Here is a 23,556-nt window from a genome sequence, read left to right as displayed (position 1 = left end):
CTTCAACGGATAGCGAATGGCCCTCGGCTTCATCAAAAAAGTCTTCACGTTCGGCAAAGAAAAGCCGGCAGAAGAACAGGATCGTCCCACGCCGCAGGAAAATGACCCTGCCTCGCTTTCAGTCTCGCCTGTTGATCCGGTCGCCGATATCGAAATGGAGACGGCCGGCGGGCCTGCCGGCGATCTCACTGACGATTTGCCTCCCGCAGACTTGGCGGAGAGCGAAGAGGATGCGCCGCTCCTTCCGCCGATCGACGCACTGAGCGATATCGGCGTTGTGCCTCTGTCTCTTCTACAGGCAGAGGCTGCCGCAGAGGACGTATCTGCCCTTGAGCAGGACGAAGCGGCGGAAGAGGCGCTCGCCAGTGAGAGCCTGTCAGACACGCCTTCCCTCCCGGAAGAGCTCCCCCCGCTTCCAGACGCTTATCCACCACAACCTGAGACCTTATCTGAGCCGCCAGTCGACCTGCCGGACTTCCTCAAAGAAAGTGACGAGAGCGAAAATTCCGGCGAGATAGAACAGGAAGCGCCGGAAACATCCTCCTCGACCAGCCTGCCGAAGGGTTTTGCGATCGGGGCAGCCGAGCCGGACTATGTTGCGCCGGAACCGCAAGCCAAGACAACTTGGTTCCAGCGTCTGCGCGATGGCCTCGCACGCACCTCCTCTCAACTCACGGGCCAGATTTCGGCTCTTTTCACCAAGCGCAAGCTGGATGAAGAGACGTTGCAGGACCTTGAGGATCTTCTGATCCAGGCCGACCTCGGTGTGGAAACCGCGATGCGTGTAACCGACACGCTTTCCTCGGAGCGTTACGGCAAGGATGTCACGGGAGAAGATGTCTCTCGGATTATGGCAAGCGAAATCGCAAAGGTTCTGAAGCCGGTGGCCAAACCGCTGCAGCTCGATTTGGCGCATAAGCCGCATGTCATTCTCGTGGTGGGTGTCAACGGCACCGGCAAGACGACCACGATCGGCAAGCTGGCTGCCAAACTTTCTGGCGCGGGCCTGAAAGTCATGCTTGCCGCGGGCGATACCTTCCGAGCTGCCGCGATCGAGCAGCTGCGCATCTGGGCTGACCGCACCAAGTCCGAATTCGTCGGCACCAAGTTAGGCGCCGATGCGGCCGGTCTGGCTTATGATGCCTTTGAGCAGGCGAAGGCCAAGAAGTGCGATGTTCTGATCATCGACACGGCCGGACGGCTGCAGAATAAGACGGAACTGATGGCAGAGCTTGAGAAAATCGTGCGCGTGCTCGCCAAGCTTGATCCGGATGCACCTCATACAGTTCTTCAGACGCTGGATGCCACTACCGGGCAGAACGCCCTCTCCCAAGTGGAAATCTTCCGCAACGTTGCCGGCGTCAACGGGCTGATCATGACCAAATTGGACGGAACGGCCCGAGGCGGAATTCTCGTGGCGATTTCGGCCAAACACCGCTTGCCGGTGTATTTCATCGGTGTCGGCGAAGGCATAGACGATCTCGAGCCATTCGAGGCCGAGGATTTCGCCCATGCTATTGCGGGCCTGCCGCGTTGATGCGATAGGACCGGGCGTGTAAATGGCGTGGCACCCCACAAGATTGAGGACAAGATGACGACCGAAAGCGACTTGAAGCCATCAGCGGCGGATCAAGAGCACCCCATGCTGAAGCTTGGCCTTGAGCTCGGCCCGTTGCTAGTCTTCTTCTTCGCAAATCTTCGTGGCGAGTGGCTGATCGAAAAGATCCCTGCCTTGGGGACGTTGGGTGGCCCGCTTTTTGTCGCAACCGCTGTCTTCATGGTAGCGACAGTCATTTCGCTGCTCGTCTCAAAGATCGTGCTAGGCCATATGCCCATCCTCCCGCTCATTTCGGGCGTCGTCGTTTTGATTTTCGGCGCAATCGGAATCTATCTGCATAACGAAACCTTCATCAAGGTGAAGCCGACCATCATCAATGCAATGTTCGGGATCGTCTTGTTGGGCGGTCTCGCATTTGGCAAATCGCTGCTCGGCTATGTTTTTAACACCGCTTTTGCGCTTGACGATGCCGGCTGGAGGAAGCTGACCTTCCGTTGGGGCGCCTTCTTTATTTTCCTTGCCGTCCTCAACGAAGTCGTCTGGCGCAATTTCTCCGACAATTTCTGGGTGGCGTTCAAGGTATGGGGCACCATGCCGATCACCATCATCTTCACGATGGCCCAGATGCCGCTCATCATGAAGCATAGCGTCGATGAGAAGGAAACCTCTCGCCGCGACGGCGCGGCAGATTGAAACGTCGCTGCAGGCAGCTTGATGTTTAAAGATACCACCGTGATCGTCGGATCAACGACGGAGCATCGGCTTCGTCCCTCAACCACCTGGAAAAGCGAGACCAAGCATTGAGCACAATGGAAGAACGCCCTCTGCTGCAGTCATCCCGTTTCTGGCTGACGGTCTGCCTTCTGGTTCTGCTGGTGCAGATTGTCTCAGAATATATGATGGGACGCGTGCCGATCTGTACCTGCGGCTATGTGAAGTTGTGGGAGGGCGAGGTCAAGTCGAGCGGTAATTCGCAGCACATTTCCGATTGGTACACTCTCTCGCACATCATTCACGGTTTCCTGTTTTACGCGCTCGGCTTTTTCGTCCTGCGTGGCAAACCGCTCTCGATGCGTTTGTTCCTGGCACTCGTCATTGAGTCCGGCTGGGAAATCTTGGAGAACTCACCGATCATTATCGAGCGCTATCGCGCGACGACCATCTCGCTGGATTATGTCGGGGACAGCATCCTGAATTCGACGATGGACACGGTCTTCATGATCGTCGGCTTTTTCTTCGCGGCTCGCGCCCCCGTCTGGCTGACCGTCGTTCTTGCAATTTTCTTCGAGCTACTTGCCGGCTACGTCATCCATGACAATCTGACGCTGAACGTCCTCATGCTCGTCTATCCGGTCGATGCCATTAAAGCCTGGCAATCAGCGATTTGATCAGCTTGAAGGGTGCGGCTGCTGTTTTTCATCTGCCAGCGCCTTTTCAACCGCTGGGAACAAACCCTCTTTCAGACTGATATCGTCGAATGGGCCGACCCGCTTGTAAAGGATCGTGCCCTCGGGGCTGACGAGATAGCTTTCCGGAACACCGTAAACGCCCCAGTCGATAGCAGCCTGCCCGTTTGGATCAACGCCGATCGCCTTGAACGGATTGCCCAGTTCCCCCAGAAACCCTAGCGCCGCCTCGGGCTTATCCTTGTAATTGATGGCGACGATGGTCAATCGGTTGTCTTTCGCCAACTCCTTGAGGATTGGATGCTCCTGTCTGCACGGAATGCACCATGACGCAAAGACATTGACAAGGGTCAGCTTGCCGCGCACGAAGCCATCTGTCAGCGCAGGCAAATCTGCACCGGCCAAAGGTGGAAGGTTTAGGCTCGGTGCTTTCTGTCCCAAAAGCGCAGATGGGATTTCGGCAGCATTCCGCCCGTGGACATCCTGATCATAGAGCATCTTTGCAGCAACACCCGCGATCCCCGCAAAGATCAGCAAAGGCAGCAGCACCAGAAGACGTCTTGACGATCTATTTGGGCTATCTGTCTGGCTCATGACGCATCGACCTTACGAGAGCGCCTCAGCGAGTTTGCTTCGAGCGCTGCTAGTTCTTTGCGGCGATTACGACCGTCCAACCAGACCCAAAGAACAAGAAGCCCAACCACAAGAGCCGCGCAGCCATAGGACCCGTAAACATAAAACGCGTAATTCATTCTATCGCGATCCTGCCTCGTGTCCCGCCGCTTTGACGGCCATGCGCCGTCGCGCCGCAATGCGCCGGCGCCATATCTCGTTGCGCATTGCCGCCACATGCAGGGTAAAGAACAGCATGGTGAATGCCGCGGCCATGACGAACAGCGGACGCAAGAACTCTGGATCGATCGCAGGGCCATCCAAACGAATGACGCTTGCAGACTGATGGAGGGTATTCCACCAGTCCACCGAGAATTTGATGATCGGAATATTGATGAAGCCGACAAGAATGAGGATTGCGGAAAGACGCGCTGCCCGCGACGGATCGTCGAGTGCACGATTGAGGGCAATAAGGCCAAGATACATCAAAAACAATATGAAGACGGAGGTGAGGCGGGCATCCCAGACCCACCAGGTGCCCCACATCGGCTTCCCCCACAAAGAACCTGTCACCAGAGCAATGAATGTGAAGGCAGCGCCGAGTGGCGCAGCTGATTTGGCCGAGACATCCGCAAGGGGGTGGCGCCAGACCAGCGTACCAACCGCCGATACACTCATTACTGTATAACACATCATGGATAACCAGGCCGACGGTACGTGCAGATACATGATCCGCACCGTCTCGCCCTGCTGGTAATCCGCTTCCGTCGTAAAGCTCAAGGTAAGACCGACGATAAAGAGAACGGCTGTCACAAAAGCCATCCACGGCAGCGCGCGTGCCGCCAGCGCCAGGAACCGCGTGGGATTGGCAAGCAATGTCAAAGGTCCGGCGGAAGTCGTGTCACTCATATCAAATGCTTTACCTCGATCGAGCTTCGCCTGCAATCAGTCCCGGCTCAATCACCGGCATTGTGCAGTGCAAGAGCCGCAGCGGCCGGACCCAACGCCGCAAAAAACAAGTTAAGGGCGATCAGAATGAGGAATGGCGGTAAAAACGGCGATGGTCCCTCGATCGCGGAATAGACGGCACTGACGCCGAATATCAGCACCGGGATCGTCAAGGGCAGAATCAGGATGGACACAAGAAGTCCACCGCGCGGCAGAGCAACGGCAATGGCCGCCCCCACGGCACCAATAAAAACGATAGCCGGCGAACCAAACAGCAGGGTTAGACTTGTTACGCCAACCGCCTTCACGCTCATATTCAAGAGAAGACCCAGAAATGGCGAGGCAAGCACCAGCGGAAAACCGGTAGCAAGCCAATGGGCAACGCATTTGACAAAAACGGTCAGAGCCAACGGCGTTTCCTGCATCAGCATAACATCAAGCGATCCGTCCTCTCGGTCCGCCTGAAAAAGTCGCTCGAGACCAAGCAGGCAGGAAAGCAAAGCCCCGATCCAAACGATGGCTGGGCCTATTCGCGCCAGCAGGGCAAGATCGGGCCCAACCCCAAAGGGCACAACGACGGCAACGGCAAGGAAGAACAGAATACCAACAACCGCGCCGCCTCCGGCACGCACTGACAAAGTGAGATCGCGCAGAAGCAAAGCCTTCAAGCTATGAGCCTCCAGCAACGATTGGCGAATGGATCAGGCCAGGAACACGAGAGCTCTATCCCCATGCACTCTCTCCACCTGCCGAAAAGCCTTGCATATGAAGCTCACGTGCGTTCAGAAGGCCAAGTTGACGGTGCGTGGCTGCGCAGACGATACCGCCCTTAGCGCGATGATCGTCGATGATCTTGGCAAAGACTTTATCGGCCTGCGAATCAAGGGCGGTGGTCGGCTCGTCCAATAGCCAGACGGATCGAGAGGCCACCAGCAACTTTGCGAAGGCCAAGCGTCTTTGCTGACCTGCCGACAGATACCCGAAAGGCAGATGGAGAATATCCGAAAGTCCAACGGCATCCGCCGCTTCTTCGACAACGAACTCGTCATCTGTCGTCGTGGCGTCGCAAAAGCGCCGCCAGAAAAGCAGGTTTTCCCGGGCGGTCAGCTCCTGTTTCATGGCATTGCGATGCCCGAGATAATGGCTTGCCTCCGCAAGCGGACGCGGCGCTTCTTGGGCTCCATCATAGAAGACAACCTGGCCCGCATCCGGCCTTAATAGACCGGCAAGAACGCGCAGAAAAGTGGACTTCCCGGTGCCGTTCGCACCGGTCACAACAAGTGCATCCCCTGCCCCAAGCGCAAGGTTGAGATCACTGAAAATCACATCTTCGCCGCGCCGCGCCGCGAGACTTTCAACGAGGAGCCTGGCAGTCCGAGGCGCTTCTTCATTTTTAATCATGATGGCGGAAAAAATGTCCAAAATCAGTGATATCCTCTCTGGCACGTTTCTTAGAAATTATCTATAAGACGCGCAACCACGCCAGCGGCCGGCGTGAATTTCATCCTTCCGCCGAACATGAGGTGCTTGCGTCTCACGTGCGGACAGCGGAAATGGTCGCACCCGCATCCTGATGTGCATTAAAGTGCATGGGCGTTCGCACGGCTATGTTGGCAATCAGATACGGGGTCCTTCCGTGGCTAAATCCCTTGACAGCTTTAAATGTCGGTCCACCCTTTCCGTTGAAGGAAAGGAATACGTTTATTACAGCCTCCCGAAGGCTGAACAGAACGGTCTCGCAGGGATATCGAAACTACCTTACTCCATGAAGGTTCTCTTGGAGAATCTGTTGCGCTTTGAAGACGGTCAATCCGTCACCAAGGAGCACATCCAGGCTGTGGCCGAATGGCTGGTCAACAAAGGCACCGTCGAAAAAGAGATCGCCTATCGTCCAGCGCGCGTTTTGATGCAGGACTTCACCGGCGTTCCGGCGGTTGTCGATCTGGCTGCCATGCGCGACGGGATCAAGGCTTTGGGCGGCGATCCTGAAAAGATCAATCCGCTTGTCCCTGTCGATCTCGTCATCGACCACTCGGTTATCGTTGACGAATTCGGCACGCCACAGGCTTTTGCCCGTAACGTGGAACTCGAATATGAACGCAACGGCGAGCGTTACCGCTTCTTGAAGTGGGGCCAGCAGGCTTTCGAAAACTTCCGCGTCGTGCCTCCCGGTACCGGCATCTGTCACCAGGTTAACCTCGAATATCTCGGTCAGACCGTCTGGACCAAGGAAGAAGACGGCGAGACGATCGCTTATCCGGACACATGCGTCGGCACCGATTCGCACACGACCATGATCAATGGCCTCGGTGTTTTGGGCTGGGGCGTGGGCGGCATCGAAGCCGAAGCTGCCATGCTCGGCCAACCTGTCTCCATGCTGCTTCCTGAAGTCGTCGGCTTCAAGCTGACGGGCAAACTCAAGGAAGGCGTCACGGCAACCGACCTCGTTCTGACCGTCACGCAGATGCTCCGCAAGAAGGGTGTGGTGTCGAAGTTCGTAGAGTTCTTCGGACCGGGCATGGACAACATGCCGCTCGCCGACCGCGCGACGATCGGGAACATGGGACCTGAATATGGCGCAACTTGCGGCTTCTTCCCGGTCGACGGCGAAACGATCCGCTACCTGACGATTTCCGGCCGCGCAAAAGATCGTATTGCTCTGGTCGAAGCCTATTCCAAGGCGCAGGGCATGTGGCGCGATGGCGATGGCGCCGATCTCGTGTTCACTGATACGCTCGAACTCGACCTCAACGATGTCGTCCCATCGATGGCCGGTCCAAAGCGTCCCGAAGGCCGCATCGCGCTCGAAAACATTGGCTCCGGCTTCGCTTCCTCTATGGAAAGCGACTATAAGAAGCCTGGCCAACTTTCCAATCGTTACGCTGTCGAAGGCACAGACTTCGATATCGGTCACGGCGACGTGGCGATTGCCGCCATCACCTCCTGCACCAACACGTCGAACCCGAGCGTCCTGATCGCAGCCGGCCTTTTGGCACGCAATGCGGTGGCAAAGGGTCTAAAATCCAAGCCATGGGTTAAGACCTCGCTGGCGCCAGGATCGCAGGTCGTTGGCGAATATCTGGAAAAGTCCGGCCTTCAGAAGGATCTGGATGCACTTGGCTTCAACCTGGTGGGCTTTGGCTGCACCACCTGCATCGGCAACTCCGGTCCACTTCCGGCTCCGATCTCCAAGACCATCAACGACAAGGGTCTGATCGTCGCTGGCGTGCTGTCCGGCAACCGTAATTTCGAAGGTCGTATCTCCCCGGATGTTCAGGCGAACTACCTGGCATCGCCACCGCTGGTGGTGGCACATGCTCTTGCCGGAACGGTAACCAAGGACCTCACGAAAGACCCGATCGGCGAAGACAAGGACGGCAAGCCGGTCTACCTGCGCGACATCTGGCCAAGTGCTCAGGAAGTTCAGGAGTTCATCGAGAAATACGTGACCCGTGAACTCTATGAAACGAGATATGCGGACGTCTTCAAGGGCGATGCAAACTGGCAGGCCGTCAATGTGCCGGCCGGTCAGACCTATGCATGGGACGAAAACTCCACCTATGTGCAGAACCCTCCTTACTTTGTGGGTATGGGCAAGCAGGGATCGGGCGTTTCGGACATCAAGGGCGCACGCGTTCTGGGCCTCTTCGGCGACAAGATCACGACCGACCACATCTCGCCCGCAGGTTCCATCAAGGCTGCGTCGCCGGCAGGCGCCTATCTCCTGGATCATGGCGTAGGCGTTGCTGACTTCAACCAGTACGGCACGCGTCGCGGCAATCATGAAGTCATGATGCGCGGCACCTTCGCGAATATCCGTATTCGCAACCACATGCTTGGCCCGAACGGTAAGGAAGGTGGTTACACCATCCATTATCCGTCGAAGGAAGAAACCTCGATTTACGAGGCTGCCATGCAGTACAAGGCAGAAGGTGTTCCTCTGGTCATCTTCGCCGGCGTCGAGTACGGCAATGGTTCATCGCGTGACTGGGCGGCAAAGGGCACGAACCTGCTCGGCGTCAAAGCTGTGATCGCACAGTCCTTCGAGCGTATCCACCGGTCGAACCTCGTCGGCATGGGCGTTATCCCCTTTGTGTTCGAAGACGGCACATCCTGGCAGAGCCTCGGTCTGAAGGGCGACGAGATCGTGACCATTGAAGGCCTTGGGCAGATCAAGCCGCGTGAGCGCAAGATCGCCAAGATCACCTACAGCGATGGCACCGTGAAGGACGTCCCGCTGATTTGCCGTGTCGATACGCTGGATGAGGTCATCTACCTCAACAATGGCGGTATTCTGCAGACGGTTCTGCGCGACCTCGCGGCTTAATCGGAAATCCGAGTTACCAAGCCGCCGGCGCGAAAGCTTCGGCGGCTTTTTCATGTCTTGTCACGCGCTTGTGTCCCCGGACCGTAAGCTGTCGCGATGTCTCACCCTATCGTGAGTTTTGAAACTGGGAACGAAAAGCTATTTTTAGGTCTTCGGTTCTATATGTGATCCATCACGCAAGCCTTGAGCAACAGTTGGATGATCGAATATTGACATGGCCGCCGGACGAAACGGCGGTGGGGTAGAGGTACGACGAATGTTTGCGAGGTTTCAGATCTTACTTCTGACAAGTGCGCTTCTGGCGGGGCCTTTGCATGCGGAAGAAAGGCCGAAGGGCGTTGTCGAGCTTTTCACCTCGCAGGGCTGCGCCTCATGTCCGCCGGCAGATGATGCGTTTCGGCAGATCGCCGGCCGGCAAGACGTGATCGCCCTCGCCTATCACGTCGACTACTGGAACTACATGGGCTGGACCGACACGCTGAGCTCGAAGGAAAACACGGAGCGGCAGTACGGTTATGCCCGCATGATGGGCCGTGGCAATGTTTATACGCCGCAGGTGATCATCAACGGTCGCGACCACGTCAGGGGTTCGGATCTGTCCGGTATCGTTTCGAAGGTCGAGACATATCCAGGCGAAGGCAAGGGCCTGACTGTCCCAATCACCACAGCAATGACTGGCGACGAGTTGGAGATCACTGTTGGCGACGGACAAGGCAAGGCAAATGTCGTGCTTGTCTACTACAACAAGGAAAAGACGATCGACGTCGAGAAGGGCGAAAACACTGGTAAGAAAATCGCCTACCTGCATAGCGTCGCGAATGTCGAAACGATCGGCATGTGGAACGGCAAGCAGGCCGTCTTCAAACTACCGGCGACTGTTCTACAAAAGCAGGATCTCGAAGGCTGCGCCGTCCTTCTGCAGACGTCGACCAGTGATGGCGATCCAGCTGCGATCATCGGCGCAACTGTTATACCGGCAGGAAAAAATATCTGATCAATCGAACCGCTGATGCGTTCTTCCTGGAGGCCCGGCCAACCGCATTCGGGGCTGGGGTTAAGGTCGATGCAACCAGCCGGGCCCTTTGGCGCGTCAGAGCGCCAAACTGTCGGGCGGACGTTCGCCCGAAAATGAGGCACGCGTTTGACGGGAATGAGGCACAACTTGTGGAAAATCCACCGCCAGTTTTTAGAGTAAATGCCTTGCAATTTGGCAGCGGTCGGGCACACTGTCACTCTCTCGTCATATGGAGGAGGCTTGAGCTGGAATGACAGATCAACCGGATTTGCGGCATGGAAGAAGCCATGCTGGCGAAGAGAACGGCTCTGTTGTCGTTGATCTCAAGGAATATAAGCGCAGCAAAGATCCTCTCCCAATTACGTTTCACCGTCGCGAACTCGACCAGATCCTTTGGATTTACGGCCGCATGGTTGGCGAAGGTGAATGGCGTGACTACGCCATCGACCACGGGCGCGAAAAGGCTGTCTTTTCCGTCTTCAAACGCTCTGGCGAAATGCCGCTGTTCCGGATCGAGAAGAACCCAAAGCTGGCTGCCAAGCAAGGCGCCTTCAGTGTCATCAATACCAACGGAACGATCCTCAAGCGCGGGCATGACCTTGCACAGGTGCTGAAGGTTTTCGACAAGGCATTGAAGCTCGTCGAAAAATAACCGCTGTGAGAATGATGACCGGTTGAGTTGCCCTCGTCTTCAACCGTTCCTCATATGGCGATGCAGCGGCTGATCTATTTGGGCTAAGGAATCGGATTTGGCCTGGATTGATCCGCTTCGCCAAGCGCACGCTGCATGAGTGCGGTATCCAACCAGCGGCCATGCTTATAGCCAGTTGCTTTCAAAACGCCGCTGTAGATGAAGCCCTGCGAGTGATGCAGCGCAACCGAGGCCGGCGAAGCACCGCCGATAACGGCGATCATCTGCCGAAAGCCGAGGCCTGTACACCGCTCAACGAGATCTGAGAGCATCCGCTTGCCGATCCCTCGACCTTGAGCGCGTGGCGCAAGATAGATGGAATCTTCTACCGTCCAGCGATAAGCAGGCCGAGTGCGAAAAGAAGACGCATAGGCATAGCCGACGACCTCCCCTTCATCGTCCACCGCGACTCGGTACGGGAAGCTGCCGCCCTTAATCGCCAGGAAGCGTTCCTTCATTTCGGCAGAAGACGGTGGAGTGAGCTCGTAACTGGAGACGCCGTTCATCACCGCATCGGCATAGATCGTTGTTATGACGGAAACATCCGCCACCTCGGCATCGCGAAGTTCAACATGCATCTGGCTCCTCCCGCTTAGGATCGTTTTCGTAAGCCATGTTGTCGCATAAAAAATCCCGCCGGTGGAGCCGGCGGGTTTTGATCTTGATGGCCTCAGCGACCGATGCTGATCACTGCCTCGCGCCCGAACAAATCATCAGGCGCAGCGCGCTAGATTAGTCCTTGGCGCGCTCGACGTAGGAGTTGTCTTCCGTCGCGATGACGACACGCGTTCCTGCGGTGATGTGCGGAGGAACCAGGGTGCGGATACCGTTCGACAAGATAGCCGGCTTATAGGAAGACGAAGCCGTCTGACCTTTGACGACCGGTTCTGTTTCGCTGATCTCGAGGGTGACGTGACGCGGCAATTCGATCGCGAGCGGAATTCCTTCGTGGATCGAAAGAATGCAGGTCATGCCTTCCTGCAGATAGGCCTTTTGATCGCCCATGGTGTCAACATCGACAACCACCTGATCATAGCTTTCCGGATTCATGAAGTGGAAGCCCTCGCCATCTTCATAGAGATACTGAAAGTTGACGTCCTCGACGAAGGCCCGTTCGACCTGTTCCGTAGTACGCCAACGTTCCGAAACCTTCACACCATCAACGATGCGGCGCATGTCGACCTGCGTCACCGGCGTGCCCTTGCCTGGATGGAAGTTCTGCGCGGTGAGAACGACGTAAAGCTTGCCGTCCACATCGAGAACGTTGCCCTTGCGGACGGAAGAGGCGATGATCTTGACCATAAGACTTCCTTGTAACTCGGCTTCTTGCGTCGTAGAGGACGATAAATGATCGCCGGAGACGCAATGAGAATTGTTGTTTGGGGCGCAACTAACCTAAATTCCGCTGGAAAGCCAGCCTTGCTTGGCTTTTGCCGAGAAGAAAGCAAAGAATGACCCGCACCAATAGCAAGCCCTCCGCCTGGTGGTCTTCCCATGTGCATGCCGATCGCAGGCCATTTCTGATTGGGCGAAACAAGATCCGCGCCGCGCTGGCTAACGATTTCGCAGTGCATGACTTCATCGAAGTCGATTGTGCTTCGTTGCAAACCTCTCCTGGCAACGAAGCGCATTTGCATGCCTTCGGCACCCAAGCGATCAGCACCGATGGTAGGTCGGTACCGCTTTATCTGCACACATCTCCTGAATTTGCCTGCAAGAAACTTCTGGCTGCGGGGGAAAAGCGAATCGTCTGCTTTGCTCATGTCTATCGCAACCGGGAGCGCGGACCTCTCCACCATCCGGAATTCACGATGGTCGAGTGGTATCGCGTTGAGGAAACCTATGAGAGCCTGATGCGCGATTGCGCGCGCGTTCTGGCGCTCGCCGCGGAGACATCGGGAACGAAAACTTTCCGCTTTCGCGGCATGGAGGCCGATCCGTTCCTGGAGCCAGAACGTCTAAGCGTAGCGGACGCCTTCCGGCACTATGCGAAGATCGATCTTCTCGCCACCATCGACATAAACGGACAGACCGACAGAGACGCACTGGCGGCAGCTCTTTCTGCAAACGGCATACGATCGGCTGAAGACGACAGCTGGGCCGACTTGTTCAGCCGCGTCCTTGTGGAGCGGATCGAGCCTCACCTTGGCCAGGGCCGAGCAACCATTCTAGACCGATACCCGGTCAGCGAGGCGGCACTTGCAAGACCGGCGGCGGACGACCCTCGCGTTGCAGAACGGTTCGAACTTTATGCATGCGGCGTCGAACTCGCCAACGCCTTTGGCGAACTGACGGATGCAGACGAGCAGAAGCGCCGCTTTATGGAAGAGATGGCGGAGAAGGCCCGTATTTATGGGGAGACCTATCCGATTGATGAGGACTTTCTTGCAGCCTTGCGCTTGATGCCGCAAGCAAGCGGCATTGCCCTTGGTTTCGATCGTCTTGCCATGCTCGCAACCGGCGCAACACGAATAGATCAAGTCTTGTGGACGCCAGTCGCGGAGACTTGCACATGACCTTGTCGCGCTCCCTCCGCACGGTAACCGATCTTGTGGAAGCCGGTTTGGTAAAAGAGACGGATGCGCCGAAGCTTGAGCCGGTCGCACAGCATTATGCGGTTGGCTTGACGGCCGATGTGGCGACGCTGATCAATCCACAGGACGTGAGCGATCCAATTGCCTTGCAATATGTCCCGCATCCCGATGAACTCGTCACAACGCCGGAAGAGCGGTCTGATCCGATCGGAGACGCAGCGCATAGCCCAGTCGAAGGCATTGTCCATCGTTACCCCGATCGTGTTCTCTTGAAAGCCGTGCATGTCTGCCCGGTCTACTGCCGCTTCTGTTTCCGCCGCGAGATGGTCGGGCCGCAAGGGCTTGGAACCCTTGAGCCGCCGGCCATGGCGGCAGCCATGGACTATATTCGCGCCCATCCGCAGATCTGGGAGGTCATTTTGACCGGCGGCGATCCTCTGGTGTTGTCCCCGCGCAGGCTGGGCGAGATGATGGAACAGCTTGCAACGGTTCCTCATGTCAAAATCGTTCGCTTCCATACGCGCGTGCCTGTGGTGGATCCTTCGAAGATCGACGACACACTGATCGAAAACTTGAAGAAGGCCGGCAAAACGCTTTATGTCGCGCTGCACGCCAACCACCCACGCGAGTTGACGGAAAAGGCGCGGGAGGCCTGTGCCCGCCTGATCGATGCCGGCATCATGATGGTAAGCCAGACCGTTCTCCTCAAAGGCGTGAATAATGATGTGGAAGTGCTTTCGGATCTGATGAGGGCATTTGTCGAAAACAGGATCAAACCCTACTATCTGCATCATCCGGATCTAGCGCCCGGAACATCGCGATTCCGACTTTCGCTCGAAGAGGGCCAACGGCTGGTTGAAAGCCTTCGCGGTCATCTGTCCGGACTTTGTCAACCCGACTATGTCTTGGATATCCCCGGAGGTTATGGGAAAGCGCCGCTGATGTCCAAAACCGCAACGCGCAATTCTGACGGCTCCTACACCATTACCGATTATCATCGCCGGGCACACACATACCCACCATCCAAGCTGGATTAAATCGGCACAAGAGAAAATCTGTGACAAAAACGATTTGCCAAGTTAAAACCTTTATTGGGGAAGGTAAAATCTGTGATCGGAGCGGCACTGCTTCAATATATGGCAAGGTGCCGATGTTTTGTTAACGCTATGAATTAGCGGAATCTTGGCTTTTCTCTCCTATTACCTCCTCCTAACGCAGATGAAATGCGGATATAAAACGGAGAAATGGGGATGCATTCGAAAATTCGAGAGCTTCTGGCGAAATTTGGGAAGCTTCCGGTCGATATCGACCAAGTCAGCGATGACGCAGATCTTTATGCGGCGGGCCTGACGTCTTTCGCATCTGTCCAGCTGATGCTTGCAATCGAGGAAGCATTCGACATCGAATTCCCTGATAATCTACTCAACCGCAAGTCTTTCAGCAGCATCAACGCCATCATCACCACGGTCGGTCAAATCACCGGCGACCGGAAGGTCGCGTGAGATGAACCTCGCCGTCAATCTTGGAAAAGACGGCCTTGATAAACGGGTCGCCAGAGTTGCGGAAGTTGCCGCAAGACATGCTGATCTCGTCGACAGCGAGGGGCGGTTTCCCGCCGAAGCCGTCAGCGCGATGAAGTCGGAAGGGCTTTTCGGCATTCAGGTGCCGAAAAGTCTAGGCGGCGAGGGCGCATCGACATCCGAGATCGCTTCGCTATGCACCGTCCTTGGCCAGGCCTGTGCTGCAAGCGCGATGATCTTCGCCATGCATCACATCAAGCTGTCGAGCATGGTGGAGCATGGGCTTGATAGCAAATGGCACAGCATGTTCATGAGCCGGATTGCCTGCGAGCAGTTCCTCCTTGCCTCGGCAACGACGGAAGGCGGTATTGGCGGCAATTTGCGCAATTCGATCTGCGCCATTGAAGTCGAAGGCGACATATGCCGCCTAAAGAAAGATGCGACGGTCATTTCCTATGCCGTTTATGCCGATGCGATTTTGATCACCTCGCGTGCTCATGCCGAAGCGGCTCCTTCCGATCAGGTCATGACGGTGTTCCTGAAAGACCAATATCGGTTGGAGCGCACTCATGTATGGGATACGCTCGGCATGCGCGGCACTTGCTCCGACGGCTTCCTCTTTGAGGGAGAGGCGCCGACCGAACAAATTTTTCCTAAGCCTTTTGCAGAAATTGCGGCCCAGTCGATGCTCGCTTCCTCGCATCTTCTCTGGAGCGGTGTTTGGTACGGTATCGCTGTGGACGCCGTTGCCCGCGCGCAATCATTCGTCAGAGCCGCAGCGCGAAAATCTCCCGGCGTAACGCCGCCCGGAGCCCTCCATTTGGCGGAAGCCTGCACTCTGCTGCAGATGGTGAGATCCAACATTCGAAGTGGTCTCGGTGCCTATGAACAGGCAAAAGCTGATCCGGACGTCCTGTCATCGATGGCTTTCGCGGTTGCGATGAACAACGTGAAGATCGCCTCGTCTGAAACGATTTTGACCATCATCAACAAGGCCATGATCGTCTGCGGGATCATGGGCTATAAAAACGGCACGCCATTCAGCCTTGGCAGGCATCTGCGCGACGCCAATTCCGCTCAATTGATGATCTCAAACGACCGTATCCTCGCCAACACGGCGAGCATGCTCCTCATCCACAAACAAGATACCAGCCTATTGGGATAATGACGATGGACATGCAGACCTCCTTCCTAGACCGGCTTTTTGAAAGCGGTCTTCTGATTGATACGGGCGTCGACGGTCTCTACGGCCGCAGTGGACAGTTCGAAGACGTCATCTCAGGTTTCGAACGCCTCATCGGCCAATACGGCGGTGCAGATGGCGCAGAAGCCATGCGCTTCCCGCCTGGCATGAATCGCGCTCTCTTCGAAAAGAGCGGCTATATGAAGAGCTTTCCGCAGCTTGCGGGTACGGTTCATAGCTTTTGCGGCAGCGAGCTCGACCACATGAGCTTGTTGCAGTGCATAGATGCTGGCGAGGAATGGACGAAAGGCCAGGAGGCAACCGATATCGTTTTGACGCCGGCAGCCTGCTATCCCCTTTACCCGACGGTTGCCAAGCGCGGTCCGCTGCCGAACGCGGGCGCTTTGTTCGATCTGCAATCCTACTGCTTCCGGCATGAGCCCTCGAAAGACCCGGCGCGCCAGCAACTGTTCCGGATGCGCGAATATGTCTGCATGGGAACCGAAGATCACGTCACCGCCTTCCGCCAGCTCTGGATGGACCGTGGTGTCGAGATGATGTCGAAGCTGGGGCTCGATGTCGTCATCGACGTCGCCAACGATCCGTTCTTTGGACGCGCCGGCAAGATGATGGTCAACAATCAGCGTGACCAGAACCTGAAGTTCGAGTTGCTGATCCCTGTAACTTCGTCGGCCAAGCCCACCGCGTGCATGAGCTTCAACTATCACCAGGACTCGTTCGGCCAGAAATGGGGACTGGCCCTTGAGGACGGCAGCGTTGCCCATACCGCATGCGTTGGTTTCGGACTGGAGCGGATTGCGCTTGCCCTCTTTGCTCATCATGGCCTTGAGGTCGAAACCTGGCCGATAGCGGTTCGCGAAGCGCTATGGGCATAAGTACGACGATAAAAGCCGTTTTTCCTGCGCTGACACCGGAAGGTTATCGGCGCCATCGGCTGCACGAGTCTGACCGTATTTGGCCGGAAACCAATTGTTACGCCGACTTATGGATCGAGGTGCTGAACAGCCTCCAGGTCCCGCCAGAAGCCATGTTGGCTTTCACCCTGACCCAGGATTTCGAAGGCGATCAGTTTACCTTTTTCAAGGTGCCTCTCGAAGATCTCGAAACCCTTTACGATATCAGGGTCACCGAGCTGGCAATTTTCGATTCCGTGGAAGGTCATATCGAGACGCAGATCGCGCGTGGCCGCCTCTGCCTCCTGGAGATGGACTCGTTTTATATGCCTGACACGGCTGGAACGGCCTATCGCAGTGAGCATGGTAAGACGACGATCGCTGTCAATCGCCTTGATCGCACCAGCAAAAGGATCGAATATTTCCATAACGGTGGCTATTTCGCGCTCAACGGCGACGATTACGATGGGCTGTTTCAGCTGAACAGACCGGAAGGCGATCTGCCATTCCTGCCTTATACGGAATTCGCCCGTCTGCCTCAGCGGCAAGCATTGTCGAGCGAGGCCTTACGGGAGATTACCTTCGGCCTTCTGGCAAAACATTTCAAAAGAAGACCGGATCGCAATCCACTGCAGGCATTTTCGACGGTGTTTCCGCAGCAGGTAGAAGCCTTGGCGGATCGTCCCTTCGAGTTTTTCCATAAATATGCCTTCAACACCCTGCGGCAATTTGGGGCAAATTTCGAACTCGCTGGCGAGGTGCTGGATTGGGCCTCTCCGCAATTCTCGACCGCCGCCGGGGAGGCGCGCCGAATTGCAGAGGTTGCCAAATCCGTTCAGTTCCAGCTTGCGCGTGCCATCACGCGACAGAAATTCGAGCCTTTGCGCACTGCGCTTGAGCCCGCAATCGAAGCATGGGATGCGCTGATGCAGCGCCTTGCCAAGCAGCTATAGACCGGGGACGACAATGAGGGGTAGGCTAGCGGCGATCGGTGCCGATGAAACGGCGTTGAGTGAGGGCTGGAACCTCGTTCTGACTGAACCGAGTGCCTATCAGTCTCCCCAGGATCTTCCGGTAAACGCGCCGTTTGTTCCCGCGTTCGTGCCAGGCACGGTGGCGCAGGCCCTTGAAAACCAAGGACAATTTGACCGGCAAAAACCGGTGCCGCTGGACGACCGCGATGCGTGGTATATTTGCCGCCTGTTCGGTGAAGAAGCCGGCGAAGCTATTCTTCGTTTTGAAGGACTAGCCACCTTTTGCGATGTGTTTCTGAACGGCACGCAGATTCTTGCCTCGCAAAGCATGTTCAGTCGCTATGAGCTTCCTGTGACCTTGAAGGGAGGAGATGAACTCGCGCTCTGCTTTCGCGCGCTCCTGCCGAAACTCGCGGAGCCGGGCCTGCGCGCGCGCTGGCGCCCGCAGATGATCAAGCCGCAAGGCTTGAAGAACATTCGCACGACCCTTTTGGGAAGGATGCCCGGCTGGTGCCCGGAGATACAGGCCGTCGGGCCTTGGCGCCCCATCATGCTGGTGCGAAGGAAAGACATCACCTTCGACGACGTCACGATCCGGGCAGCTTTGCATGAAGACGGACAAGCAACTCTCAGCGTTTCGCTGATATCCAAGAGCCAAGAGCCGCTACATCTGCAGTGCGCTGGTTGCACCCAGCCTTTTGAAAGGGTCGGACAGGATCGCTACTCGGCAATTCTTCGTCTCAACAAAATTGAGCCGTGGTGGCCAAACACGCACGGTGCAGCGAGGCTTTATGACATAACGCTGATCGCAGGCGCCCATCAGTTTTCTTTGGGAAAGACTGGTTTTCGTCATCTGGCAGTTGAGCACGGGGCCGATAACAGTGACTTCGCCTTGAAGATCAATGGACAACGCATCTTCTGCAGGGGCGCTGTATGGACCACCGCCGACATTGTCCGTCTGCCCGGAGAGAGGCAAGACTACGAGCCATTCTTGAGACGAGCCGCTGAGGCCGGAATGAATATGATCCGGATCGGCGGAACAATGGCCTATGAAACGCCAGACTTTTTCGCCCTGTGCGACGAGCTGGGTTTGATGGTCTGGCAGGACTTCATGTTTGCCAACTTCGATTACCCGGCGAAGGACCGAGGCTTTATCGAACATGTTCACGCCGAGGCTGAGCACTTTTTGCATGCAACCCAAGCATCGCCATCGCTGACGATCCTTTGTGGCGGGAGCGAGGTTTTCCAGCAGGCGGCCATGATGGGCTTGCCGAAGGAAGTCTGGAGCGGACCGATCACGGATGAGATCCTGCCTGCTATCTCATCCCGTATGCGGCCTGACGTTCCCTTTGTTGCCAATTCTCCGTCTGGCGGCGCGATGCCCTTTTCACCCGATGCAGGCGTTACGCACTATTACGGGGTAGGCGCTTATATGCGTCCGCTTGAGGATGCACGTCGTGCCAATGTCAGATTTGCGGCAGAGAGCCTTGCCTTTTCTCAGGTTCCACAGCAGATCACGCTTGATCGGCATCTCGATGTTCCCCCCGTTCACCACCCCCTGTGGAAGGAGCGGGTACCAAGAGATCGTTCTGCCTCCTGGGATTTTGAAGATGTCCGCGATTTCTACCTTCAGCTCCTCTATGGTCTCGATCCGCAAAGGCTACGCCGCGAGGATCTAGCTCTCTACCTGGATCTGTCTCGAGCCGTAACCGGCGAGGTGCTGGAGGAATGTTTTGCGGAATGGCGGCGTCCGGCCTCAGGCTGCAATGGAGCGCTCGTCTGGACGCTCCAGGATCTCTTGCCGGGCGCAGGTTGGGGCGTCATCGATTCGACCGGAGAGCCAAAACCGGTCTGGTATGCGATGCACCGGGCCTTCCGGCCGCTGCAAATCTTGTTGAGCGACGAAGGCACCAACGGCCTTGATCTACATGTGCTCAACGAAACGCGTGAAGTGGCTGCCGTCGAGGTCGAGCTTTCCTGCCTTCGCAACGGCCGGCAGCGTGTCAATCATGCAAGCCAGGCCCTCGCCTTGCAGCCACGCTCTTCGCATTCTTTTGCCTGCACCGATCTATTCGGCGGGTTTTTCGATACGAATTATGCATTTCGTTTCGGCCCCCTTTCCCACGACGTCGTTGTAGCACGGCTAAAGAATGCAGACGGCACTGTGTTGGCCGAAGCTTTTCATTTCCCAGCGGGACGCGCAAAGCTGATGGGGCCTTCAAATATCGAGGCCACACTGCTCGGGGAAAAAGATGGACTGGCAGTGTCGCTATCGACCGACAGTTTTGCGCAATCGGTCCATTTGATGATCCCGGGCTACAGGCCTGCAGATGACTGGTTTCATCTCGCACCTGGCACGTCGAAGCTGGTTCGGCTGACACCACTTTCAGAGCGTCATCAGGAAGAAGTCATTGAAGGTCACGTCAGCGCGCTGGGTGGACCAGTGATCAATATTAGAAAGGCTTAAGGATAGACGTGCCGGTTTATCTTAACCCATTGATCGTAGGAACGAGTAGTCAAGGCGAACCAGGATAGACCATGTCGAAAGGGATCATTGCAAACTCGGTGATGAACGCCGCAGGCGGCATGTTGCTCCTGCTTGCCGGCTTCTTCTGCTCGATCCTTACGGCGCGTCTTCTTGGCCCGGAAGACAACGGCATCATCGCCTTTTCTCTTTGGCTCTGCACCACAGGTGCGGCCATTGCAGAGCTCGGCTCAGGCATCACGATGGCGCGGTTGCTGCCGCAATTGGAGGTGCAAGGCTATAGCGCCCGGCAGCGGCGTGGCTTTGCAGCGATCCTCCTCCTGCTGATGCTTGCCTCTACTCTCGTTCTCTTGGGTCTCTATACCGCCGTATTCTTGACCTCCGAGGAGCTCCATTGGGCGAAGACCAGCCCCCAAGTTGCCATTTTGACGGGGATTTTGTTCGCAGTTCAATCCGTCGGCTCTTTCGCTAAGCTGTATCTGATCGGTGAACGCCGCCTTGTCGATTTTTTCAAGCTAACAGTTGCTGCGTCGACAGTTCAGATGATCGGCGTGGGCATCGGCGCTTGGTATGACGGCGTGACAGGTGCCCTGATCGGCTACATCGCGGGGCAGATCGTCATGCTGGTGGCAACGCTTCCAACCTTTTTCGTGCGGCGCGACAAATGCGGCGTTGCGCTTGGCACTTTGACAATTTCTTCGATGGTCCTGGTCGGCCAGTATCTCATCGACTCAGTGTTTCTCAACCGCATTGAGCTTTTGTATCTGCAACAGTTTTGGTCTGTCGAAATGGTCAGCTATTACGCGATCGGCCTGTCGATTTCCAATATTGCCTTGCAGCTGCCAATCCAGCTGACCGGGAGCATTCTGCCCTACTATTCTGAAAGACGGCATCAAAGTGCCGATGGCACATTGCCAGTCGAGGTCTTTTCGTCCGTCACGCGCGCGATGGGATATCTCGTTCTTCCGATGAGCTTGGGTCTTGCGGCCATCTCCAACGAGCTTGTTGAGACCGTGTTTGGTCCTGCTTTTCGTCCTGCTGGTCCAATCGTCGCGGTTCTCGCACTGACGGCGCCTGCAAGCACCTTCATGCAAACGCTCGGCATCTATCTGCTTTCGATGGAACGCGAGCGCGACCGTTTGAAAACGGGAATTGCCGGCGCGGCTGTGATGATATTGGGATGCCTCATCCTCGTGCCCTTCTTTGCCGGCGTCGGGGCCGCGCTCGTGCGCGTATTGGCCTTTGCAAGTATGGCTCTCATCCTTTTGAAATTCACCCGGCTCAATGCCAAGCTCGGGGGACTGTATAGGGATTTGGCGCGCACCTTGGCTGCGGCCATTGCATGCGCCCTTGCCGCCTACACAACTGTTACGACCCTGCAGGGGCCGCTGGGTCTTTGCGCCGGCATCGTCGCAGGCGGTCTCATCTATTTTCTATGTCTTCGCCTTCTTCGCGTTCTACCTCAGGAGGATATCGAGGTGCTCAACTCCATCGTCAGCAGGGTGTCTCCCATCCTGCGCGGGCCGCTTTCGACGACGGTTCGCTTCATCGCACCGGAGAAAGTTCAATCATCGATCGCTGCTGACCCTGATAAGAACGAAACCTGTAAAGCTGCCATACCGGTGGTCGTCGATGGCACGATCGGTCTCTTCAAGGACACCGAAGGAAGCTTGGTACAACGCGATATTGCCGTTCTTTTTCTCAGCGCTTGGGGCTTTGAGGAAATGTGCGGCCGCAAACTCCTGCGCAATGCGGCGGAACATCTTTCAACTATCGGCGTCCCCAGCCTACGGTTCGACTATCGCGGGACGGGAGATGCGCTGGACTTTGAAGAAGGAGCGGCTGCCTGGGAGGTATGGGAGCAAAACGTTCTCGAAGCAGCAAATCTGCTACGCAAGCGAAGCGGGCGCCGCAAGATTGTCCTCGTCGTACAGTCGATCGGAGCCATTCTAGCGGAGCGCATGGCCCCTGTTATTGGCGGCGTAGAAGCTATTGTGATGATCGCGCCTGCCCTGAACGGTCGGTCCTATCTGCGTGAGGTCAAGATGTGGTCCAACATCGTTGAGGCCGATCTTGGTGTTGCCGATGATCGTCCCAATGTCGTTTCGATCGCCGGCCTGACCATGCCGAAGGAAATCGAAGCACGCCTACGCGCCTTCAATCTTTCCGCGCCGGAGAAAGCGGCGGCGCCGCAATACCTCATTCTGGAGCAACCCGGCCGAGCCGATGATATGAGTTTGGCGACCGCTCTGAAACAAAGCGGCGCGATCGTCGAACAGGACGAATTTCCCGACTATGAAAAGGCCTCGCGTAATCCTTTGATCGGGAAGGTGCCGGAAGCCGGCTTGCGCCGAATGACCGACTGGTTCGAGGCGACATTTCCGGTGACTTCGTTCACTGCAATGGCAGCTGATGGCGAAGGTCCTCAGCGTCTGACGGGACATGGATTTGAGGAATTGCCGCTGCGCTTTGGCGCACATCAGCATCTCATCGCCGTTCTCACACGACCCACAGGACCACAAACGGGTGATCCCGTTATCTTCCTTGGGGCGTCGAACGAACGCCATGCAGGATGGGGCCGTACCAATGTGACGATGGCTCGCGAACTGGCACAGCGCGGCATTCCTTCCCTGCGATTTGACGTCAGCAGTATTGGCGATAGCGCAGCAGCAGCGGATGGACCCGATCAGATCATCTATTCGGCCATGCAACTGAAAGACGCCAGGGCTGCGCTTGATCTGCTGGAAGATCATGTACCTGGTCGGCCCGTCGGCGTCGGGCGATGCAGCGGCGGTTACCTTGCCATTCAGCTTGGCTATGTCGATCCTCGCATCAAGGCAGTCGTCGCAGCGAATCCGGCTGTCTATTACTGGGATCCGTCCCGCAAGTTGAGTGAGGACTTTGATAGAACCATTCCGCGCAGCATCGAAGATTATGGCCAGCGGCTTATGAGCTTCAATACGGTAAAGCGCCTGCTTCGCGGAGAAATCAACGTCAAAGCGGCGATATGCAACCTCTTCATCGCCTGCTGGCGACGCATGTCGTTCCGGTTTTCGCCACTGGTCCGGATGTTGCCGAAGAGCGGCAAGTCCGCACGCCAGGTTCATTCGATTTTTTCAACACTGCAGACACGCAAAACGCGTTTGATCATGCTCTACAGCGAACGTGACATCGGCCTTGACGAGATGTACTTTCATTTCGGTCCGGGCGGACGCAATTTGTCTCGCTACGGCAACGTGGACCTCGTCATGCTGAGCAATGCCGACCACAATCTGACGCAAGCCGCCGCGCGCCGTGCATTCCTGGACAATGTTATCAAAGCCGTCGAGAGCTCGCAGACGATCAAGCCTGCCGATCAAGCCGCGTGAGCTGGGGAGATTAAACGCAAG

At 56.5% G+C, this 23,556-nt stretch carries 21 protein-coding genes; 14 read left to right on the top strand and 7 right to left on the bottom strand.

The features are described 5' to 3' along the window. Positions 1-16 precede the first annotated feature (16 nt). From ftsY to VQ830_RS09240, 3 genes are all read left to right on the top strand, one after another. Positions 17-1,537 (top strand): signal recognition particle-docking protein FtsY, encoded by a 1,521-nt coding sequence (gene ftsY, locus VQ830_RS09250; RefSeq protein WP_337267809.1) that lies wholly within the window; start codon positions 17-19, stop codon positions 1,535-1,537. Between the two features lie 54 nt (positions 1,538-1,591). Beyond that, a complete protein-coding gene (locus tag VQ830_RS09245; protein ID WP_337267808.1) occupies positions 1,592-2,251 on the top strand; it encodes a septation protein A in 660 nt (219 codons plus the stop codon). 116 nt (positions 2,252-2,367) lie between these two features. After that, positions 2,368-2,946, top strand: a complete 579-nt coding sequence (locus VQ830_RS09240; protein WP_337267807.1) for a DUF2585 domain-containing protein — start codon at positions 2,368-2,370, stop codon at positions 2,944-2,946. On the opposite strand, the gene VQ830_RS09235 is transcribed toward VQ830_RS09240, so the two are convergent. Genes VQ830_RS09235 through ccmA form a run of 5 tightly spaced genes read right to left on the bottom strand, consistent with a single transcriptional unit; the run spans position 2,947 to position 5,925 of the window. Continuing rightward, positions 2,947-3,558, bottom strand: a complete 612-nt coding sequence (locus VQ830_RS09235; protein ID WP_337267806.1) for a DsbE family thiol:disulfide interchange protein — start codon at positions 3,556-3,558, stop codon at positions 2,947-2,949. Then, positions 3,555-3,716 carry a heme exporter protein CcmD gene (ccmD, locus tag VQ830_RS09230; RefSeq protein ID WP_337267805.1) on the bottom strand — a complete coding sequence of 54 codons (162 nt, stop codon included), beginning with the start codon at positions 3,714-3,716 and terminating at the stop codon, positions 3,555-3,557. Before ccmD ends, VQ830_RS09235 begins: the two co-directional genes overlap by 4 nt. A 1-nt stretch (position 3,717) precedes the next feature. After that, positions 3,718-4,485 (bottom strand): heme ABC transporter permease, encoded by a 768-nt coding sequence (locus tag VQ830_RS09225; protein ID WP_337267804.1) that lies wholly within the window; start codon positions 4,483-4,485, stop codon positions 3,718-3,720. Positions 4,486-4,532: 47 nt separating this feature from the next. Continuing rightward, a complete protein-coding gene (gene ccmB, locus VQ830_RS09220; RefSeq protein WP_337267803.1) occupies positions 4,533-5,192 on the bottom strand; it encodes a heme exporter protein CcmB in 660 nt (219 codons plus the stop codon). A gap of 55 nt (positions 5,193-5,247) precedes the next feature. Continuing rightward, positions 5,248-5,925, bottom strand: coding sequence for a heme ABC exporter ATP-binding protein CcmA (gene ccmA, locus VQ830_RS09215; RefSeq protein ID WP_337267922.1), 678 nt, complete (start codon positions 5,923-5,925; stop codon positions 5,248-5,250). A 235-nt stretch (positions 5,926-6,160) separates the two neighbouring features. Here ccmA and acnA point away from each other — a divergent pair, with 235 nt between their 5' ends. The 3 genes from acnA (at position 6,161) to VQ830_RS09200 (ending at position 10,518) form a co-directional block, all read left to right on the top strand. Then, the gene (gene acnA / locus VQ830_RS09210) at positions 6,161-8,851 is read left to right on the top strand and encodes an aconitate hydratase AcnA (protein WP_337267802.1); all 2,691 of its coding nucleotides are present in this window, start codon (positions 6,161-6,163) and stop codon (positions 8,849-8,851) included. A 256-nt stretch (positions 8,852-9,107) separates the two neighbouring features. Next, on the top strand, positions 9,108-9,845 hold the full coding sequence (locus VQ830_RS09205; protein WP_337267801.1) for a DUF1223 domain-containing protein: 738 nt from the start codon (positions 9,108-9,110) through the stop codon (positions 9,843-9,845). Positions 9,846-10,116: 271 nt separating this feature from the next. Beyond that, positions 10,117-10,518, top strand: a complete 402-nt coding sequence (locus tag VQ830_RS09200; protein ID WP_337267800.1) for a DUF2794 domain-containing protein — start codon at positions 10,117-10,119, stop codon at positions 10,516-10,518. An 83-nt stretch (positions 10,519-10,601) separates the two neighbouring features. Here VQ830_RS09200 and VQ830_RS09195 read toward each other — a convergent pair whose 3' ends face one another. Continuing rightward, positions 10,602-11,135, bottom strand: coding sequence for a GNAT family N-acetyltransferase (locus VQ830_RS09195; protein WP_337267799.1), 534 nt, complete (start codon positions 11,133-11,135; stop codon positions 10,602-10,604). A gap of 154 nt (positions 11,136-11,289) precedes the next feature. Beyond that, positions 11,290-11,859 (bottom strand): elongation factor P, encoded by a 570-nt coding sequence (gene efp / locus VQ830_RS09190; RefSeq protein WP_337267798.1) that lies wholly within the window; start codon positions 11,857-11,859, stop codon positions 11,290-11,292. A gap of 149 nt (positions 11,860-12,008) precedes the next feature. On the opposite strand from efp, the gene epmA reads away from it, so the two are divergent. The 8 genes from epmA (at position 12,009) to VQ830_RS09150 (ending at position 23,535) form a co-directional block, all read left to right on the top strand. After that, entirely contained in the window at positions 12,009-13,073 is a 1,065-nt protein-coding gene (gene epmA / locus VQ830_RS09185) for an EF-P lysine aminoacylase EpmA (RefSeq protein ID WP_337267797.1), read from the top strand. Further along, positions 13,070-14,128 carry a lysine-2,3-aminomutase-like protein gene (locus VQ830_RS09180; RefSeq protein ID WP_337267796.1) on the top strand — a complete coding sequence of 353 codons (1,059 nt, stop codon included), beginning with the start codon at positions 13,070-13,072 and terminating at the stop codon, positions 14,126-14,128. Before epmA ends, VQ830_RS09180 begins: the two co-directional genes overlap by 4 nt. 213 nt (positions 14,129-14,341) lie before the next feature. Beyond that, the gene (locus VQ830_RS09175) at positions 14,342-14,593 is read left to right on the top strand and encodes an acyl carrier protein (RefSeq protein ID WP_337267795.1); all 252 of its coding nucleotides are present in this window, start codon (positions 14,342-14,344) and stop codon (positions 14,591-14,593) included. A gap of 1 nt (position 14,594) precedes the next feature. Next, positions 14,595-15,776 (top strand): acyl-CoA dehydrogenase family protein, encoded by a 1,182-nt coding sequence (locus tag VQ830_RS09170; protein ID WP_337267794.1) that lies wholly within the window; start codon positions 14,595-14,597, stop codon positions 15,774-15,776. A gap of 5 nt (positions 15,777-15,781) precedes the next feature. Then, on the top strand, positions 15,782-16,690 hold the full coding sequence (locus VQ830_RS09165) for an amino acid--[acyl-carrier-protein] ligase (RefSeq protein ID WP_337267793.1): 909 nt from the start codon (positions 15,782-15,784) through the stop codon (positions 16,688-16,690). After that, positions 16,681-17,661, top strand: a complete 981-nt coding sequence (locus VQ830_RS09160) for a DUF1839 family protein (protein ID WP_337267792.1) — start codon at positions 16,681-16,683, stop codon at positions 17,659-17,661. The genes VQ830_RS09165 and VQ830_RS09160 overlap by 10 nt, the downstream gene beginning before the upstream one ends. 13 nt (positions 17,662-17,674) lie before the next feature. Further along, positions 17,675-20,149 carry a glycosyl hydrolase 2 galactose-binding domain-containing protein gene (locus VQ830_RS09155; RefSeq protein ID WP_337267791.1) on the top strand — a complete coding sequence of 825 codons (2,475 nt, stop codon included), beginning with the start codon at positions 17,675-17,677 and terminating at the stop codon, positions 20,147-20,149. A 71-nt stretch (positions 20,150-20,220) separates the two neighbouring features. Next, positions 20,221-23,535: an alpha/beta fold hydrolase gene (locus VQ830_RS09150; protein WP_337267790.1), complete on the top strand. Its 3,315-nt coding sequence runs from the start codon at positions 20,221-20,223 to the stop codon at positions 23,533-23,535. The last annotated feature ends 21 nt before the right edge of the window (positions 23,536-23,556 follow it).

Source organism: Oryzifoliimicrobium ureilyticum (assembly GCF_037199735.1).
Taxonomy (GTDB): Bacteria; Pseudomonadota; Alphaproteobacteria; order Rhizobiales; family Rhizobiaceae; genus Rhizobium; species Rhizobium ureilyticus.
Note: the sequence above shows the minus strand (reverse complement) of the source record. Positions and strands in the feature narration are given on the sequence as shown.